17 protein-coding genes are annotated in these 17,591 nt (G+C 70.7%); 11 read left to right on the top strand and 6 right to left on the bottom strand.

Annotation, left to right across the window (positions count from 1 at the left end):
• Window positions 1-249: 249 nt before the first annotated feature.
• Entirely contained in the window at window positions 250-816 is a 567-nt protein-coding gene (locus O7631_RS02140; RefSeq protein ID WP_278142768.1) for an NUDIX hydrolase, read from the top strand.
• Here the strand turns inward: O7631_RS02140 and O7631_RS02135 are convergent, their stop codons facing one another.
• Window positions 817-2,226, bottom strand: a complete 1,410-nt coding sequence (locus tag O7631_RS02135; protein WP_278142767.1) for a helix-turn-helix transcriptional regulator — start codon at window positions 2,224-2,226, stop codon at window positions 817-819. It lies immediately after the preceding gene.
• A gap of 147 nt (window positions 2,227-2,373) precedes the next feature.
• On the opposite strand from O7631_RS02135, the gene O7631_RS02130 reads away from it, so the two are divergent.
• A complete protein-coding gene (locus O7631_RS02130; RefSeq protein ID WP_278142766.1) occupies window positions 2,374-2,709 on the top strand; it encodes a hypothetical protein in 336 nt (111 codons plus the stop codon).
• Window positions 2,710-3,120: 411 nt separating this feature from the next.
• The gene (locus tag O7631_RS02125; protein ID WP_278142764.1) at window positions 3,121-3,294 is read left to right on the top strand and encodes a hypothetical protein; all 174 of its coding nucleotides are present in this window, start codon (window positions 3,121-3,123) and stop codon (window positions 3,292-3,294) included.
• Window positions 3,295-3,309: 15 nt separating this feature from the next.
• On the opposite strand, the gene O7631_RS02120 is transcribed toward O7631_RS02125, so the two are convergent.
• The 3 genes from O7631_RS02120 to O7631_RS02110 form a co-directional block, all read right to left on the bottom strand.
• Window positions 3,310-3,654 (bottom strand): hypothetical protein, encoded by a 345-nt coding sequence (locus tag O7631_RS02120; RefSeq protein WP_278142762.1) that lies wholly within the window; start codon window positions 3,652-3,654, stop codon window positions 3,310-3,312.
• Between the two features lie 17 nt (window positions 3,655-3,671).
• Window positions 3,672-4,166, bottom strand: a complete 495-nt coding sequence (locus O7631_RS02115) for a GNAT family N-acetyltransferase (protein WP_278142761.1) — start codon at window positions 4,164-4,166, stop codon at window positions 3,672-3,674.
• A 79-nt stretch (window positions 4,167-4,245) separates the two neighbouring features.
• Entirely contained in the window at window positions 4,246-4,491 is a 246-nt protein-coding gene (locus tag O7631_RS02110) for a hypothetical protein (protein WP_278142760.1), read from the bottom strand.
• 181 nt (window positions 4,492-4,672) lie between these two features.
• On the opposite strand from O7631_RS02110, the gene O7631_RS02105 reads away from it, so the two are divergent.
• Window positions 4,673-5,473, top strand: coding sequence for a hypothetical protein (locus O7631_RS02105; RefSeq protein WP_278142759.1), 801 nt, complete (start codon window positions 4,673-4,675; stop codon window positions 5,471-5,473).
• Between the two features lie 15 nt (window positions 5,474-5,488).
• Complete coding sequence (locus O7631_RS02100) at window positions 5,489-6,430, top strand: threonine/serine dehydratase (RefSeq protein WP_278142758.1); 942 nt, start codon at window positions 5,489-5,491, stop codon at window positions 6,428-6,430.
• 21 nt (window positions 6,431-6,451) lie between these two features.
• Here the strand turns inward: O7631_RS02100 and O7631_RS02095 are convergent, their stop codons facing one another.
• Complete coding sequence (locus O7631_RS02095; protein ID WP_278142757.1) at window positions 6,452-8,560, bottom strand: tetratricopeptide repeat protein; 2,109 nt, start codon at window positions 8,558-8,560, stop codon at window positions 6,452-6,454.
• Window positions 8,561-8,878: 318 nt separating this feature from the next.
• Here O7631_RS02095 and O7631_RS02090 point away from each other — a divergent pair, with 318 nt between their 5' ends.
• Window positions 8,879-9,367 carry a hypothetical protein gene (locus O7631_RS02090; RefSeq protein WP_278142756.1) on the top strand — a complete coding sequence of 163 codons (489 nt, stop codon included), beginning with the start codon at window positions 8,879-8,881 and terminating at the stop codon, window positions 9,365-9,367.
• Window positions 9,368-9,474: 107 nt separating this feature from the next.
• On the opposite strand, the gene O7631_RS02085 is transcribed toward O7631_RS02090, so the two are convergent.
• Window positions 9,475-11,898 (bottom strand): M28 family peptidase, encoded by a 2,424-nt coding sequence (locus O7631_RS02085; protein WP_278142755.1) that lies wholly within the window; start codon window positions 11,896-11,898, stop codon window positions 9,475-9,477.
• 296 nt (window positions 11,899-12,194) lie between these two features.
• On the opposite strand from O7631_RS02085, the gene O7631_RS02080 reads away from it, so the two are divergent.
• From O7631_RS02080 to O7631_RS02060, 5 genes are all read left to right on the top strand, one after another.
• On the top strand, window positions 12,195-13,394 hold the full coding sequence (locus tag O7631_RS02080; protein ID WP_145778819.1) for a fused response regulator/phosphatase: 1,200 nt from the start codon (window positions 12,195-12,197) through the stop codon (window positions 13,392-13,394).
• Complete coding sequence (locus O7631_RS02075; protein WP_278142754.1) at window positions 13,391-15,124, top strand: sensor histidine kinase; 1,734 nt, start codon at window positions 13,391-13,393, stop codon at window positions 15,122-15,124. The genes O7631_RS02080 and O7631_RS02075 overlap by 4 nt, the downstream gene beginning before the upstream one ends.
• The gene (locus tag O7631_RS02070; RefSeq protein WP_269682249.1) at window positions 15,121-15,573 is read left to right on the top strand and encodes a response regulator; all 453 of its coding nucleotides are present in this window, start codon (window positions 15,121-15,123) and stop codon (window positions 15,571-15,573) included. Before O7631_RS02075 ends, O7631_RS02070 begins: the two co-directional genes overlap by 4 nt.
• The gene (locus O7631_RS02065) at window positions 15,566-16,375 is read left to right on the top strand and encodes an inositol monophosphatase (protein WP_278142753.1); all 810 of its coding nucleotides are present in this window, start codon (window positions 15,566-15,568) and stop codon (window positions 16,373-16,375) included. Before O7631_RS02070 ends, O7631_RS02065 begins: the two co-directional genes overlap by 8 nt.
• Before the next feature lie 227 nt (window positions 16,376-16,602).
• On the top strand, window positions 16,603-17,577 hold the full coding sequence (locus tag O7631_RS02060; RefSeq protein ID WP_278147816.1) for a hypothetical protein: 975 nt from the start codon (window positions 16,603-16,605) through the stop codon (window positions 17,575-17,577).
• Window positions 17,578-17,591 lie beyond the last annotated feature (14 nt).

The following is a 17,591-nucleotide window of genomic DNA, read 5'->3' as shown; positions in this document are numbered from 1 at the left end:
CGAGATCAATACCGCTGGAAGTAGAGGCTGCGCCTCTTCCGACCGGCGTGGTCGGTCCATGCGGTCATCGGCCCTTGGGTTTAGGTAGATCGCTTCGAAGCTAGATTCGATCTAGCTTCGGGAGGGTCGTGGCCACTGCGCCTGCCGACGCCGAGGTTCCGATCCCGAGGAGGTTCGGCATCGGGTGGAGCGGAATTTTCGTCATGAGGCGCGGTGATGCGTCCGCGTCAGCGGTCGGATACTGGGCGGGTGACGGAGGAGCAGGTTACCGAGCCAACGCGGTGGACGATTCACGGTGAGCGGGTGGTGGACGGCAGCCGGCGGGCTCGGTTGAGCATTGCCGACGTGGAACTGCCGGATGGGGTCCGCTTCGAGCAGTACGTGATCAGGGCTCCCCGGTCAGCCATGGTTGCGGTGCTCGATGAGCAGGAGCGCCTGCTGCTGATGCGGCGGCACCGGTTCGTGTTCGACCGGTGGGTGTGGGAGCTGCCTGGGGGTTACGTCGACGACGGTGAGCAGCCGGCGGCATGCGCGGTCCGGGAGGTTGAGGAGGAGACCGGATGGCGCCCGGGTTCGGTGGAGCCAATGCTGTCGTTCCAGCCGTGGGTGGCGACGGCGGATGCGGAGAACTTGTTGTTCCTCGCCCGCGATGCGATACAAACCGGTTCGCCGGTGGACGTCAACGAGGCCGAGCGGGTGGCCTGGGTGCCGTTGGCGGAAGCGCGTGACCTCGTGTTCCGGGGTGAGATCGTGGGGTCCGGCACGGTGATCGCGGTGTTGGAGCTGGTCGCGCGCAAGGCCCGGGGTGAGCTGTAGTCAGCGGCGTTGACCGAGGGTCGCGTCGACGCTGCTGATGAAGTGTCGGACGGCTGGCCGGCGGCGGTGCGCTGTGAGTTCGGTCTGCAGGTCGCGTAGGTACCGGACGGCTCGGGCTGACCGCAGTTGAGAGGTCAGCGTGAGCGCTTCGGCCCCGATGGCGCTGGCGCGATCGGGCTCGCCGTGGTGGGCGTGGATGGATGCGAGGAGAGTGAGGTTGAAGGCCTTCCCGCGGACGTAGCGTTCGTCCATTTGCAGCGATCGGACGGTGAAGCGTTCGGCCTGCTGGTGGCGTCCGAGGGCGCGGAAGCAGTGGCCGAACTTCGCTGACAGGTACGCCTCGTCGAAGTAGCCGAGCCATTGCGGGTCGCTGCTGCGGTCAGCACGGTCGAGGAGCTGTTCTGCCTGGTGCAGTGCGGTGGTGCAGGCGCGTTCGTCCCGCCCGGCGGCGTGGGCATGGGCTTCCATGACCAGCGCCTCGGCGGTCAGCACCGCCAGGCCGGCGCGTTGTGCCGTCTGCCGGGCGGCGCGGGCGAGATCGATGCCGCTGGCATTGTGGCCGAGGTAGGTGGCTTGGTGGCTCATCGCGGCGAGGATTTCGGTGCCGAGTCCAGCATCATCGGCAGCTCGGGCTAGGTCGAGAGCGTGGGTGAGGTAGCGCTGGGCGAGGCCGTGTTCGGCCATGTCGTATGCCTGCCAGCCCGCGAGCTGAGTCAACTCGGCGACGGCGGCGAGTAGCTTGCGGCCGGTCGCCGGATCGTAGCGTCCCTCGGTCAGCAGGGGCGTGACCTCGTGGTTGAGGTAGCGGGCGAGGGTTTCACGGGCATGGCCGCCGCCGTGCTGGTTGTCGAGCCGCCGGTAGGTGGAGGTCATCTCACGGATGGTGTCGATGTCGGGTTGACCGACTGGTCGGTGACCTCTCTGTCCGACGGGTTGCGTAGTGGGGGCGGTGAACCAGCGCAGCGCGGGCAGGGTGTAGCCAGCGGAGCTGAATACTGTCTGACGGAGCATGTCTCGGCGGTTCACGTCGCCTTCCCACAGCTGTGTGGTGGCGCGGACGGTCTCGCGCCAGGATTGGTCGTTTGGCACATCACCGCGCGGCCTGGTGGGGGAGAGGTGCTGTGGTTGGCGGCAGGGTGCAAGGCCGAGCAACATCCGGATCTCGTCAGGCATGCCGCAGCCGTCGGCGATCCGCTCCAGCACCTCGATGGACGTCACATTCCGCCCGGCGATCACCCGGCTGACGTAACCCTGTTCCAGGCCAACCACGGCCCCGATGCGTGTCTGACTCGCCCCCGTGTGCCGGGCGAGCAGCCGGAACAGAGTGCCGATGTCCCGGACGCGCACTGCGGTCCTGACGTCTTCCCGTGCCCAGAAATCGTCCGGAATCCGAAAGTGGTCGAGTGGCACAACCGCTCCCACCGTTGTCGAGCGACTACGCATCGTGCTCAACCTGGAGCTTAGGTCTGGTACTCGTGCAGGTCGAGCCCGCTCATGTCACCGTGATATGGCTAGCGGACATGGCCGTGTGACCGCAGCCAGCGGGACCGTCTTGGCATGTTGTTCGATGTCGAGAACCCACCGGTCGAACCGCCTGACGGCTGTCGCCACCGGCTGCTGTGGCGGTTGTGCCGAGCACTGTGGGAAGACCACCGCCCCTGTCGTGCCGGCCACTACCCCAGCGTCGGATGGTTCCATGCCGACCAACGTGTGTCGTGCCGCCTGGCACGCCTCGCCCTCGAAGGCCTGCTGACCGCCAGCGGTGAGCAGGGCGTCGCGTCATCGCTGTGGCTCGATGTTGCCCGGAGCCGTATCGCCACGGGCGACATCAACCTCGCCGCCGTTATGGCGGAGGCACGCTGGCACCGTCGTCGTGCAGGCCTGCCGGAGTGAGGATGGCCGCGATTCACGGCCTAGAGGCCCTCATCGGCCACGCCCAAGCTCAAGTCGACGCTGCGGACGAACTCCTGGTGCTCCACGACGAGGGCGGACTCGACCTGTGTCGATGCGGCCGGCCGCACCCCTGCCCGGAGCGACTCAGATGGCTCCAGAGAAGGGCGCACTTCGTACGCCTGATCGGCGTCCCACAGTGACCACCCACGGCCCGGTGATGCCGATCTGGACCTGCGGAGGCTGCAACGCGCCTTGGCCCTGCCAGACGCGACAGAAAGAACTACGCGCTGAGTACGAGGACGCAGCCGTCTCCCTAGCGCTTTACATGGGTGCTCAACTGGTCTGCGCCTCGCGGGATCTGAGCTGGGTGCCTGCCGGGGTCCTGCACCGTCGCTTTCTCGGTTGGACCCGATGAGCATCCTTCGGCGGGGTGACGAGAAGTTCCACTACAGCTACGGCTCCCACAGGTGGATCCCGCCGGGCCCCGACTACGACCAGGAAGTCTGGGATGAACAGGTTCGCCAGCACAAGCACGGTCACCTGCGGAACGAGCGTCCGAAGATCCGCATCCAGCGCCTGATCTGAGGCGTGCGGTGGCGGTCAGAGGCTGGCGGCGAGCAAGCCGCACACGACCAGCGGAAGCACCGCGGACAGGGTGCCCACCGCTGCCGACGAGCGGATCCGGGTACGGGAGACGAGCACCGCGAGCATCGCCAGGCTGACCAGCAATGCGAGGAACAGCGCGGGCGTGGCCACGTAGAGCCCGAAGAGCAGCGCCCGCGACCGTTCGGAGTCGCATGCCCCGCCGCAGTCTGCCGGGACCGCCCCGGAGAGCGTGCTGAGGAACAGGCCGAACGCAACGACGAGAGCCACGTACCAGCCGGCCAGCACCAGGAAGGATGAGCGCGCGTCAGCGAGATGGGTACGTGACGGTGCCAGAGTCATGACGGAAGTATCCGGGGTCAACCCCCGATCTCGGCGACCATCGTGTCCGCGTCCTCGAACGACTCGACAGTGCGGAACCCTTCGGCGGCGTACAGCCTCGCGGCGAAGTTCGCCCGTTCCACGCTCAGCGACACTGTGCGGATGCCGCGTGACCGTGCGGCGTCGAGAACGGCGCGCAGGAGCATCCGGCCCACACCTCGGCCTCGCCAGGACTCCACCACGCCGATGGTCAGCTCGGGAACGTCGTCACTCACGTACCCGTAGCCCGGATCGGCGGCGGTCAGGAATCGGAACCAAGCCGCGCCGACCGGCCCATCAGTCGGGTCCACCGCAACCAGGCCGAAGTCGTCCGGCCGCATCCAGCCGGTGACGTAGTGGGCCAGCGCGGGGTTCGCCAGGATCTCTTCGTGGGACCAGTTGCGCTCGGGTAGCCAGTTCACGGCCTCCACGAGCATGTCGACCAGGAAATCGGAATCAGCCGAGGTGGCCGCACGGAGGCCGAGGTCAGTCACCGCCGAAGCGTCGCACACAGGACCGGCAGAGCGAGGATCAGCGCCGGTGGGTGCGGGCCTGGGGCAGCGTACGAAAGGGTCAGTGAGCCGTTGCGTCGGCGCGGGCGCTGTGGCCGACCGGGCTGCGGGACCAGCACTGCGGGCGTTGCCGGACGGCCAGGTCCAACGCCAGGTGATCGGACTCGATCATCTCCCGGGCTATTCGACGTGCCATTTCCAGGCGGTCGACGTGCAAGTCAAGATCCGTCGGACCGGCGCCAGCCATATCGAACTCCTCGTCAGCGTTCGAGCTATTCGCATCATGCGGCACGTCGGGAATCGTCACCATTCTCCGATCGGTGGAAAGCTCCCGCCGTACGGCTCGGTGTCGCGTACCCCGGTTGCGCCGATGGTAGCGGCGGCCTCGCCACCCCGCCGGGAACTGCGGAAAGCCGGTCTTGCCGACGGTTTGTACATTGCACGGTGCGACTTGTCCGGTGAGGGATCTTCGTTACGGGAGGACCGCCGTGCAGCATTCGAGCAGGACCGATCCATTGTTCGTCGCCGTCGAATCAGACTCGATCATCCGTGCGGACGTTGCCGGGCTCATCGCGGGGCGGCTGGCCGCCATCCGGGTGCCGGGGCTGTTGTCCGCCGCCCGGTGTCACGCGATCACGGCTGCGCTCGCCGACGCGCCGATGGACCGCTACGACGAGAGTCGGGTCTTTCCGGTCGTCGCCAAGTTCGGCCCGGCCATCAACGACCACCGGGCCGCCGGTGAGCTTCGGGACGACTACTGGGATGCGGCCCGCGCGGCCGACAAGAGCTGGTCCACGTTGGGCCTGCCGGACTCACCACGGGAGTTGTGCCTGTCGGCGTTCCGGACCGCCTGGCCGGATGTCGCACCCGGCCGTCGACAGGGTCGGGAGATGCACGTCGGCATCGTCCGCGAGATCAACGCCGGCCTCCAGGTGCACTTCGACGACGCGGTCCGGGAGTACGCGGGCCGGCTGCTCGACGGTGACGTGGTGGCGCAGTTGGCGTTCAACATCTACATCCGGGTGCCGCCCGCGGGCGGGGAGACGGTGCTGTGGCGGCGGCGGTGGCAGCCGGGCGACGAGGAACGGCGGATCCCCGGCGGGTACGGCTTCGACGAGTCGGTGACCGCCGACACGCAGTCGTTGACGCTGCGGCCCACGCTCGGTGAGGGTTTCCTGTTCGATCCCCGGCACTATCACACGGTGCGTCCCGCGACCGACGGCCGCCGGATCTCCATAGGATGTTTTGTCGGGCTCACCGACGACGGCCGACTGGCCCTCTGGTCGTAGCGAAGGGCGTTTCCCATGGTGGACAGAAGCGACGTGGAGGCGGCTGCGGCACTTGTCGAGGGGCGGGTCCGGGAAACCCCGGTCATCGCCGTCGACGGTGCCGACCTGGGGGTGCCGGGGCAGCTCAGTTTGAAACTGGAGTTGCACCAGCACACCGGCTCGTTCAAGCCGCGCGGGGCGTTCAACCGGATGCTCCAGGGTGCGTTGCCGGCGGCCGGGGTGATCGCCGCGTCGGGCGGCAACCACGGCCTCGCCGTCGCGTACGCGGCCCGGTCGCTGGGCGTTCCGGCGGAGGTCTTCGTGCCGGTCACCGCCTCGCCGGTGAAGGTGCAGCGGTTGGCCGGGCTCGGCGCGCAGGTGCGCCAGGTCGGCCAGCACTACGCCGAGGCCCTGGCCGCGAGCACCCAGCGGGCCGCGGAGAGCGGCGCGTTGGTGGTCCACGCGTACGACCAGCCGGAGGTGGTGGCCGGGCAGGGGACCGTCGGCCGGGAGCTGGAACGGCAGGTCGACGGGATCGACACCGTGCTGGTGGCGGTCGGCGGTGGTGGGTTGGTGTCCGGCATCGCCAGTTGGTTCGACGGGTCGGTGCGGGTCGTCGCCGTCGAGCCCGAGCAGATCCCCACCCTGCACTCGGCGCTCAAGGCCGGCCGGCCGGTCGACATCGAGGTCGGTGGCATCGCCACGGATTCGCTGGGCGCCCGCCGCATCGGTGAGATCGCCTACAACACCGCCAGTCGGACCGGTGTGGAGTCCGTGCTGGTCCGCGACGAGGACCTGGTGCGGGCGCGCCGGCTGCTCTGGTCGGAGCTGCGGGTCACCGCCGAGTTGGGTGGGGCTGCCGCGCTGGCCGCGCTGGTCGGCGGGGCGTACGTGCCACAGCCGGAGGAGCGCGTGGCAGTGGTCATCTGCGGTGGCAACACCGACCCGAGCGACCTGGGCCCGGCCGCGCCGCACTGACCGGGCAAAGCACTGACCCGCTCAGTCGCCGTTTCGCAGGCGACGCAGCGCGTGTTCGATCTGGAGAGTGTCCAGGTGGGTGTCTCCCAGTAGTCGCCGACGGTCGGCCAGGAGTTGCTCGTACTCCTCGATGGCCGGTTCCAGTCGCCCGTCGAGCAGCAGCACCGCGGCCAGGGTGGCCCGGATGGCCAGCACCTCACTGCGGTCGGCGTGCCGGGGCTCCACAGTGGCGAGGGTGGCCCGCAACTCGGTCTCGGCCTCGGCCAGCCGCCCCTGCGCCTGCATGCAGCGGGCCAGCGTGTGCCGGGCTTGCCAGGTCTCCGGTTGGTTGAGCGGCCAGGTCCGGTAGCGGACCTCCAGGATGGCGTGCAGCATCTCCTCGGCCTCGGGTGCCCGCTGCTGGGCGAGCACCGCCAGCGCGAGACTGTGCCGCACGATCATGGTGTCCCAGTGCTCCGGGCCGCGGACCTGGTCCTCCGCGGCGACGATCTGCCGCAGCTCCGTCTCGGCCTCCGGCCACTGGCGCTGCGCCATGATCGCCTTGGTGAGCTTGTGCCGGCTGGCGAGGGTGTCGGCGTCGTCGCTGCCAAGCACCCGGGTGCGGTCCGCGATCACGTCGCGGAGCACCCGGTCGGCCATCTCCGGTTGGTTGCGCTCCAGCCAGGTGCGGCCCAGCTCGTGGCGCAGCGCCAGCACCTGCGGCCGGTCCAAGTCGTGGTCGTACGCGGCGCAGCCCCGCACGATCGGGTCGAGGATGTCGAAGGCCGAGCCGGGTAGGCCGATCGCGATGAGGTAGCGGGCGGTGAGTCGGGCCAGCTCCAGTGCGCGGCGTACCGTCTCGGGGTCGTGCTTGTGTTTCTGCGGCACCAGGTATTCGCGCACGGCCTCGACCAGGTGCGGCACCAGGACGTCCCAGTTGGTCCAGGCCGCCGAGTCGTCCGGGCTCTGCCCCTCGGTGGCGGCGAGCAGCAGCTTCATGACCAGCCCGTGGTATTCGGCGATCTGCTCACGGACCTCGTCGCGGTCGCGGAACATCGCGTGCACCAGCGGGTGCAGCGACAGCACGTGCGCGAACGCCGGGTCGGTGACCTCGTCCTGGACGTCGAAGTCGACCAGGGCGAGGTCGGCGATGCCCTCCAGCACCTTCACCCGTTGCTGGCCGGTGAGCCCCTTGAACAGTGGCGACTCGGCCAGGATCGCCGGCTTGAGCACCACCTCGTAGGGCACCGGGGAAACGCTCAGGCAGGCCAGCACGTTGAGCAACGGCCGGCTCTGCTGGAGCTTGCGGCGGGACAGCAGGTCCAGGGACAGGTCGTCGACCTCGCGGACGATCTCCAGACCGAGCGACTCGTCGAGGTCGACGTCGGGGGCGTCGAGCGGTGCGCGGAACCGGCGCTGCACGGCGGCCCGGTAGTCCGCGAAGGTGGTGATGGTGGACGAGCCGCGCCAGACCGGGCTGGCGTTGACCGACTTCAGGTAGTTGCCGGCGGCGCGCAGGGCGAGGGGCAGACCGCCCAGCTCCCGGGCCAACTCCCGGGCGTCGGCGACGTCACCGGCCTGCCGACCGGCCCGGTCGATCAGCACCTGCGCACCGGCGTCGGCGTCCAGTGGCCGCACCTGGTGCAGCGTCGACCAGGTGCCCCAGGTGGCCCGGTTGCCGTCCCGGGTGGTCACGATGACCACGCCGTCCTCGGCCTCCGGGCGGCGCAACCAACCGGTGCCGTCGGCGAGCACCCCGTCGGTGGGGCCCAGGGTGGCGGGCTCGTCCGCGCTGTCGAAGATCAGCAACCAGGGCTGCGCGGCCTGGTTGAGGTAGCGCCACACCAGGTCGGTGGCGCTGATCATCCCAGCCCAGGCCTGGTCGACCTGGGTCTCCGAGGCGCCGAGTTGGCTGACCACCTCCCGCATGCCGGAGTTGAGCCGCCCCGCCTGCACCCACCAGACCGTCCGGCCGTCGGCCCGCGCGCGGCGGGCGATCTCCAGGGCGACGTGGCTCTTGCCGGAGCCGCCCATGCCGCACAGGATGTGCACCGAGGGCCCCTCGGTGCCTTCCGCGGGCCGCACGATCTCGTCGATCAGGCCGTCGCGGCCGTGCAGTGGGCTGTCGAGTCGCCCGAGCGGTGGGTCCACGGAGACGCGACTCGGCCGGTCGTACGCAGGCCGGGGCGCTGTGACATCCTCGGGTGGAACGTCCGCAGTCAATGCGGTCCCCCTTCGGTGGCGATATTGCAGTGGGGTCGGCGGAAGATCCTGTCCATCTGATGGACAGTCGGAGGGATTGTCGACCACACCACGTCGACAGCAAGCCTATCCACCGTCGTGCTGTGTTGCACACTCACCGTTTAGGCCACACGGATGACCGTAATCGGTGTCCCGATTCCCATTCCGCAGTCGAATCCGGCCGATCCGCCGTGTGTGGCACTCGACAGGGGCATCCACGATGGACTGATGAACTGGTCGCCAATCCAGGACGTGGTCGACTGGGGTTCCGTACCGGACTGGTTCGGTGCGGTCGGCTCCATCGCCAGTGTGCTGTTCGTCTACCTTGGACTGCGGCGGGAGATCCGCGCCCGGCGCAGCGACGACCTGCGGATCCGGGCCGCCCAGGCGCGGTTGGTATCGGCGGTGGTCGAGATCCGCGGCACGTCGGTTCTGCGGGTCACGGTGGCAAACGAGAGCGACGCGCCGGTGCTGGACGTGGCGGTGCTGGCCCGGGTCGTCGCGCCGGACGACCCGGACGGCGCGTCCGTCGAGCTGGCCGCCGCGAAACACGTCCGCCGGATTCCTGGCCGCGACACGCAGGACATCTTCGTCACCGTTACGGCGGAGCACCGGTTGCGCCCGGCCGACACCGTTCTGGTGGATCTCACCTTCACCGATCACGACGGAAATCGGTGGCACCGTATCGGCGCCGGTCAGCCCGAGCCAGTGGACTGACCACATTCCGACTGAACGATTCCGGAAAGGGAGACCGGCGTTTCGGTGGCTCCGAATAGTCGGTGGTCCGGCGGGCGATTCACCACGCCGGACCACCGCAGTGTCCGTCAGATGGGATAGGTGCGGGCGACCGCCAACATCTCCGAACTGTGCGACCCGACGACGCCGACGGCCGGCGGCCGGGCCCGGAAACCGGGCAGTGCCTCCAACCCGTCGCTCGCGTCCATCGCCCGCAACGCGACCTGCGCGGCGGTGGGCCGCACCGTCAGCGTGACCTCGATGCCCTCCGCCGGCGGGGCGTGGAAGACCAACCCGAAGCCCCACTTCCCCTCACGGGGTTCCACCGGCACCGACCGTCCGGCCACCTCGGCCCGCAGCACGGTGGCGGTCGACGTGTCGACGTGCAGGGTCGCGAGCCGGGCCACCCGCTGCGGGGTCAGCCGCAGCCGCAGCGTGCGTTCGCCGCCGGCGGTGGTGGTGTCGCCCAGCACGTCGAGCTTCGGCGCCGGCAGGTTCGCCGTCTGCGCCGGCCCGGCCCGCAGCTCACCGTCGCCGAGCCCGGGGAAGTCGTCGCCGACGTCGGCCATCCCGTCCACGTAGCCGGCCGTCCACGGCTGCGGATCGCTCTCGTGGCTGAGCCAACGGGCCTGACCGGTGCCGGCGTCCATCGCGTACATCAGGTGGGTGGGCGCGGGATGCGCGGCGTCGAAGCGGTCGACGGCCAGCCCGACCCCGGCGAGCACCAGCGCCGCCACGGCGGCGGCCCCGGCCGGCAGCACACCGAGCCGCCGGGCCCGCAGCGCCAGCAGCCCGCGCTGCCCACCGGCCTGCGGGTGCAGGAGGTCGACCACCGGCAGGGCGGTCAGGCCGAGCAGCACCGCCACCAGCGCGGCCACCCCGCCCATGCCCATCCCCAGCGCCGGGAAGAGCAGCACCACCGTCGGCAGCAGGATGAGCACGCCGACGGCCGCGGCGGCCGTCACCGCCACCACCGGCCACGGCCCGGTCTGACGGGTACGCAGCGCGACCAACCCGCCGAGCGCGCCGGCCAGTGCCGGCAGTGTGGTGAGGTACGCCCCGCCGGGCACCGCCACGGCGAGCAGCACGCCGAGCAGCGCCAGCCAGGCCAGCCCGCCGACGGCGAGCGCGGCCGGGCCGATCCGACGGCGGGTCAGCGCGTACCAGGTGAACAGGATGGCGGCGGCCAGCGCCAGGACGGCCAAGCGGTACCAGACAGGTCGGTACGGGTCGAGCAGTTCGGCGTACCCCGGTCGGATCGTGGTGATCGCGAGCCAGAGCAGTTGCGCGGCGACCGGAGCGGCCACGATCGGCACCAGGGCCAGCCCGAAGCCGGCGGCCAGCCGGCCGGTGCCGGCCCGACCCTGCCGACGGGTCAGCCAGCCCAGCGCGACCACCGCCGCCACCGCGAGCAGGGCGAGCGGAAGCGTGAGCCAGCCCGGGTAGCGGACCAGACCACCGGGGACCGGGAAGTAGGTGGCGTCGTGCCCGGAGCGCAGGTCGGTCAGGTCGACGGCGCCGAACTCCCGGGCGACTCCCAGCGCGTTGTCCCCGTGCTGCTGGAGGCTGCCCCGGTCCATGGCCGCCGGGGTGTCCAACGGGGTGTGGTAGATCGCACCCCCGTCGATGTACGCCGAGTTCAGCCCGACGAACTTCTGGTCGAGGAACGCGGTGAAGTCGGTGTCGTTGGGCAGCGCGCGGTAGATCTCCACGGCGAACGAGGTGCCGACCGGGTGCGGGGCGGCGCGGCCGAAGACGTCCACCAGCTTCGCGTTGTTGGTCGACGTCTCGAACATGATCACCGGCCCGGTGGACCCCCGGGCCTCCAGGTTCAGCACCACACCACCGTCGGCGGCCAGCGGGTGACTGGCGGCGAACGCCGACGCGCCGCACAGGCACGCCTCCTCGGCGTCGGTCAGCACGAAGACGATGTCGTTGCGGGGCCGGGGGCCGGTGGTGAGCGCGCGGGCCACCTCCAGGATGGCCGAGGTGCCGGCGGCGTCGTCGTTGCCGCCCGGCCCGGTCTGCACCGAGTCGTAGTGGGCGACCAGGAAGATCCGGCCCGTCGACGCGGTGCCGGGCAGCCGGGCCACCACGTTGCGGACCCGGGCCATGGTCGCCCCGCCCGCCGCCCCGCTGAGCTGGCCGGCCTCCGGCGCCACAGTGTCCTGCACCTCGGTCTCCAGGCCCAGCCCGCGCAACCGCTGCTCGATGTGCGCGCGTACCTGGTCGTTGGCCGGGCTGCCGGCGACGTGCGTCCGGGCCGCGATCACCTGGACGTCCTCGAACGCCCGGCCCGCGCTGAACTCACCAGCCGGCGCGTTTGCCGGCTTCGGCGCCGGGGTGCGCAGGTCGAGCAGGCTGCCGGTGCCGACGGCGGCCAGCGCGACCAGCGCGGCGGCGGCGGCCAGCAGCCGCCGGCGAGGTCGCGTCAACGCCCGGTCGGCCGGGGGTACGCCCCGAGTCGGGCGGGACGGTGTGCCCGTCGTGGCCGGGGTGGTGGGTGCGCCCACGGAAACTCCTCGGGGGGTGGTGGGGCCTGGGGTGGCACCATCCTGCCCGTCGGTGCCCGCCGACGGGATGGCCGGTAAGCCGTACCTCGACCCGCCGCCCGGTTTGTCATCAGGTGGGCAGTGACGCGGTCCATCCCCCTCCCCGCCCGCGCCGGAGGCGTCGTGTTGTGTGCGACCGTTGTGTAATACAGGATCAGCAGGGCACTCGGAAGGAGCCCGACATCACCAGCGAACTCCCGCGCCTCGCGGCGGTGACCCGGCCGACCCGGGGACCCGGTCTGACCGGTTCCCCTGTCGTGTCGTACCCGCATGGCGGCCTGGCGAGGCACGCCAACCTGCCACCGGGAGAGCGGTTGCGGGTGCTGCTGGTGGAAGACGACGAGGGTGACGCCTTCCTGGTCGGTGAGCTGCTCGCCGAGACCAACTCGATGATCGACCTGGTGGTCGCCACCAGTCTCAGCGAGGCGCGGCAGCGGATCACCGACGTGGACTGCGTCCTGCTCGACCTGGGCCTGCCCGACGCGCAGGGGCTGGACGGGCTGCGCCAGGTGCTGGAGATGTCCAGCGGTGCCGCGGTCTGTGTGCTGACCGGCCGTTCCGACGAGCACCTGGGTGTCGTCGCGGTCGCCGAGGGCGCGCAGGACTACCTGGTCAAGGGCCAGGTCGACGGGGTGTTGCTGACCCGGGCACTGCGCTACGCAGTGGAGCGCAAGCGCGCCGACGTGAACGCCCGTCGGCTGCGCGAGGTCGAGCTGCGCCAGGCCGAATCGGCCCGCCTCGAACGCGGCCTGCTGCCACAGCCGCTGATGACGACCGACCAGGTGGCGGTGCACACCTTCTACCGGCCGGGCCGGCACGCCGCGCTGATCGGCGGGGACTTCTTCGACGTGGTGCAGACCCGCCCGGACCGCCTCGACCTGATCGTCGGCGATGTCTGCGGGCACGGGGTGGACGAGGCCGCGCTCGGCGTCGAGCTGCGGGTGGCCTGGCGGGCCCTGGTGCTCGCCGGAGTGCCGGACGACGAGGTGCTGCCCGCGCTGGAGCAGGTGCTGATGAGCGAACGCCGCCTTCAGGAGATCTTCGCGACAGTGGCCACCGCCAGGCTGGACCTGGACGCCAACCGGGCCACCGTCCGACTCGCCGGGCACCCGCCGCCGCTGCTGCTCTCCGGTGGCCGGGTCGCCCCGGTGCCCGCGCCCGGTGGCCGGCTGCTGGGCGTACGACCCCGCCGGCCGATCGCCTACGACCTGGAGTTCGACACCGATGACTGGTCCCTGCTGATGTACACCGACGGCCTCATCGAGGGGCGGGTGGGCGAGGGCAACGAACGCCTCGACGTGCCCGGTCTGAGCGGTCTGCTCGGCGAACCGGCCAACCGCGAGGTGTCGCTGACCGAGCTGCCGGCCTGGCTGGTCGGCAGGGCCGAGCGGCTCAACGGCGGCCCGCTCGCCGACGACGTGGCCATGCTGCTGGTCAGCCGGGGAGGTGGCCGGTGAAGCCGGTGGTCGGCGGCTGGAGTCTGCGCCGCCGGGTCGTCACCCTGCTCACCGTCGTGGGTGTGCTGCTGATCGGTCTGGCCGCCGCGGAGGCGGCGGTGGCGGCCCGCAACCGCACCCAGATCGACGCCGTCCTGAACCAGACCGGCCCGTTGCGGGTGCAGTCGCAGGAACTGCTCAACGCGTTGCTCGACCAGGAGACCGGGATCCGCGGGTACGCGGTCAGCGGTGACCCGGCCGACCTGAATCCCTACCGGGAAGGGCTCGCCCAGGAGACGAGTGTCGTCACCTCGATGCGGGAGTTGCTCGACGACTACCCGCAGATCGGTCAGGAGTTGCGGACCGTCGAGCAGCGCAGCTCGCAGTGGCGGCAGTCGGTCGCGGAACCGGTGATCAGCACCACCGAGCAGAGCGGCACCAGAGCTGGACAGGCGTTGATCACCGAAGCGGCCCGCCAGCAGTTCGACCAGGTGCGCGCCGCGGTGAACGACCTCCAGGCGGAGATCCTGACCGCCCGGGAGCAGGCCGCCACCGACGTGCGGACGAGCAGTAACGTGCTGGTCGTCCTGCTGATCATCGCCGCCCTGGTGGTGGTCGTCGCCGGCGCGGTGCTGCTGGTCTCGCTGGACCGGATGGTGGTCCGTCCGCTGACCGCCCTGGCCGACCAGGTCCGCGAGGTCGCCGAGGGCGACTACCAGCACCGCATCTCCACCGTCGGCCCTCCGGAATTCATCCGGCTCGGCGACGACGTGGACGCGATGCGCCAGAAGATCGCCGCCGACCTGGCCGAGGTGCGGGGCGCGCGCGAGCGCATCGAGTGGGTCAACAGCCAACTCCAGAAGCAGGCCGAGGAGCTGACCCGGTCCAACCGTGACCTGGAGCAGTTCGCGTACGTGGCCTCGCACGACCTGCAGGAGCCGCTGCGCAAGGTGGCCAGCTTCTGCCAGCTGCTCCAGCGCCGCTACGCCGGGCAGCTGGACGAGCGGGCCGACCAGTACATCGCGTTCGCGGTGGACGGCGCCCAGCGCATGCAGCGCCTGATCAACGACCTGCTCGCGTTCTCCCGGATCGGCCGGCTCACCACCGGCTTCGTCGAGGTCGACCTGAACAAGGTGATGGGCGACGTGGCCGGGCAGACCGAGGCCGCCCGGCAGTACGCCGACGCCGAGCTGACCTGGACCGACCTGCCGGTGATCTCGGGTGAGGAACCGTTGCTCACCAACCTGTTGGCCAACCTGGTCAGCAACTCGATCAAGTTCCGCCGCGCCGACGTACCGCCCAGGGTGCACGTCTCGGCCCGCCTGGTGGGCGCCGAGTGGGAGATCAGCTGCGAGGACAACGGCATCGGGATCGAGCCGGAGTTCGCCGACAAGATCTTCGTGATCTTCCAGCGGCTGCACTCGAAAGACGCGTACCCGGGCACCGGCATCGGGCTGGCCATCGTCAAGAAGATCGTCGAGTACCACGGCGGCCGGGTCTGGGTGGACACCGACGTGCCGGAGGGCACCGCGATTCGCTTCACCCTGCCGGCGCTGCCGGCGGACGTGGAAGCGGCTGCCGCCGTCGAGTCGCCGGACCAGCCGACCGCTCTGCCGGCGGGCGACACGACGCCCCCGGACGAGGCTCCGGCAGCGCCGGCCGAGCAGTCCGACGTAGCGGACCGGCCGGACCGGGCCGACGAGCCGTCGGGAAGCGGTAGAACGGGTGACATGAGGGAGACGGTGGGATGACCGCGCCGGCGGATGGCAAGAGCCCGATCGAGGTCCTGCTCGTCGAGGACGACCCGGGTGACGTGCTGATGACCCAGGAGGCGTTCGAGGAGCACAAGCTGCGCAACCGGCTGACCGTCGTCTCCGACGGCGCCGAGGCGCTCGCCTACCTGCGGCGGGAGGGCCAGTACGCCGACGCGGTCCCGCCCGACCTGATCCTGCTCGACCTCAACCTGCCCCGCCGCGACGGTCGGGAGGTGCTCGAAGAGATCAAGAAGGACCAGGAGCTGCGTCGGATCCCGGTCGTGGTGCTCACCACCTCCCAGGCCGACGAGGACATCCTGCGCAGCTACCAGCTGCACGCCAACGCCTACGTGACCAAGCCGGTGGACTTCGAGCGCTTCATCTCGGTGGTCCGCCAGATCGACGAGTTCTTCGTCAGCGTGGTCAAGCTGCCGCCGCGTGGCTGACACCCTGCTCGACGACGTCGGTGACCTCCTGCGGGAGGCCGCCGACCAGGTCGTGCTGCCGCTGTTCCGCAAGCTCGACGACGACGACGTGTCGGAGAAGGCACCCGGTGAGGTGGTGACCGTCGCCGACCGTCGCGCCGAGGAACTGCTCTCGGCGGGGCTGCGTCGGCTCCGGCCGGGCTCGATGGTGGTCGGCGAGGAGGGCGTCGCCGACGACCCGGGGCTGCTGCGGCACCTGCGCTCCGGCGGGGACGTCTGGTTGGTCGACCCCGTCGACGGCACCGCCAACTTCGCCGCGGGACGCCGACCGTTCGCCCTCATGGTGTCGCTGCTGACCGACGGGCGACCGGCCGCCGGCTGGATCCTCGACCCGCTCGCCGACACCCTCGCCGTCGGCTCGGCGGACGACGGCACCCTGCTCAACGGTCGACCGGTGGACCGCACCACAGCGACCCCACCGCTGGGCGAGCTGCGCGGGGCAGCGATGACCCGGTTCCTGCCGCCGGCGACCAGGGACCGGGTCCGCGCCGGCGGTCGGCAGCTCGGTGAGCTGCTGCCCGGCCAACACTGCGCCGGCCGGGAGTACCTGGACATCCTCACCGGAGAGCAGCAGTTCGTCCTCTTCTGGCGCACCCTGCCGTGGGACCATGCGCCGGGCACCCTGCTGGTCCGCGCCGCCGGTGGCGTCGCCCGCCGTTTCGACGGCGTCGACTACCACCCGGCCGACGACGACCGCGGCCTGCTCGTCGCCGCCAACGAACAGATCTGGGCCGAGGTCCGCGACGCCCTCCTCGACGGCTGATCCGCGCCCTGCGCGACGACGCCGAAACGCTCTGTCGACATCTGGGCACCCCGGCGGTCTGAGGGCTGGTCAGCAGGCCGTCGTCCGGTATCGTGACCGGCGGTCTCCGCCAGCAGGCCGCCGACCGGCGCCGGCGGGGACGCCGCCGCAGTTGGTTCACCGGCGGTCGACGGAAGGACGCTTTCGTGCCCAGGACCAGGCTTCGCCCGCGGCTCGGCCGCCGCGCCCTGTTCGCTCTGCTCGCCACCGTCGCGTTGGTGCTCGGCGGTGCCGCCGTGCCCGCGTACGCGGAGCCCGGCGAGGGTGGCAGCAAGAAGCTCCAGGACGCTCTGGAGCTGACCGCCAAGGGCCACATCGAGGCGAAGGCCAAACTGGACAACTCCAAGCGTCGCCAGACGGCGCTGGCCGGCGAGCTGACGACTGTCGAGGGTCGGATGGTCGGGCTGACCGCCCAGGTGGGCGAGGTGGCCGCACAGTCGTACCGGGTCGGTCGACTCACCCCGGCGACGATGCTGCTCAACACGAGCACGCCGCAGGCGTTCCTCGAACGCGTGAGTGACCTCGACCTGATGGCCCAGCGCGACGCCAAGCGGCTGCGTGACCTCGTCGAGGCCAAAGAGCAGGCGCAGCAGGCCAAGATCGCCATCGACGCCGAGGTCCGCGAGCAGCAGAAACAACTCGCCGTGATGGCGAAGAAGAAGAAGGAGGCCGAGGCGGCGCTCGCCGAGGTCAGCTCCGGCAGCAGCAGCGGTTTCAGCGGCGGCAGCTCCGCGTCGGCGACCCCGGCCCCGCGTAACTCGGACGGGTCCTGGCCGTCGGAGTCGTGTTCGGTGAAGGACCCGACCACGTCCGGCTGCATCACGCCGCGCACCCTGAACGCGCTGAAGCAGACCCAGGCGGCCGGCTACAAGCGGCACGTCTCCTGCAAGCGCAGTGGCGGTGGTGGCGAGCACCCCAAGGGGCGGGCCTGCGACTTCTCGGCCGCCACGAACGGCTTCGAGGACAAGAACGCGACCGGCGGCGACAAGGCGTACGGGGACAGCCTGGCCGCCTGGCACGTGCGCAACGCCGACCGCCTCGGGGTGCTCTACGTGATCTGGTACCGGCAGATCTGGCATCCGGGCACGGGGTGGCGCTCCTACAGCGGCAGCGGCAGCCCTGCCGCATCCCACACGAACCATGTTCATCTCTCGATGTACTGACCCGAAGCGCCAGC

Source organism: Micromonospora sp. WMMD967 (genome assembly GCF_029626165.1).
In the GTDB taxonomy this organism is placed as follows: domain Bacteria; phylum Actinomycetota; class Actinomycetes; order Mycobacteriales; family Micromonosporaceae; genus Micromonospora; species Micromonospora taraxaci.
The sequence above is the reverse complement of the archived record's forward strand: the minus strand, read 5'-3'. Positions and strand labels throughout refer to the sequence as shown.

Coding starts and splice junctions, on each gene's coding strand:
- O7631_RS02130 (WP_278142766.1), top strand. CDS start 2,374: ATGTTGTTCGATGTCGAGAACCCACCGGTCGAACCGCCTGACGGCTGT.
- O7631_RS02125 (WP_278142764.1), top strand. CDS start 3,121: ATGAGCATCCTTCGGCGGGGTGACGAGAAGTTCCACTACAGCTACGGC.
- O7631_RS02070 (WP_269682249.1), top strand. CDS start 15,121: ATGACCGCGCCGGCGGATGGCAAGAGCCCGATCGAGGTCCTGCTCGTC.
- O7631_RS02120 (WP_278142762.1), bottom strand. CDS start 3,654: ATGACTCTGGCACCGTCACGTACCCATCTCGCTGACGCGCGCTCATCC.
- O7631_RS02100 (WP_278142758.1), top strand. CDS start 5,489: ATGGTGGACAGAAGCGACGTGGAGGCGGCTGCGGCACTTGTCGAGGGG.
- O7631_RS02090 (WP_278142756.1), top strand. CDS start 8,879: ATGAACTGGTCGCCAATCCAGGACGTGGTCGACTGGGGTTCCGTACCG.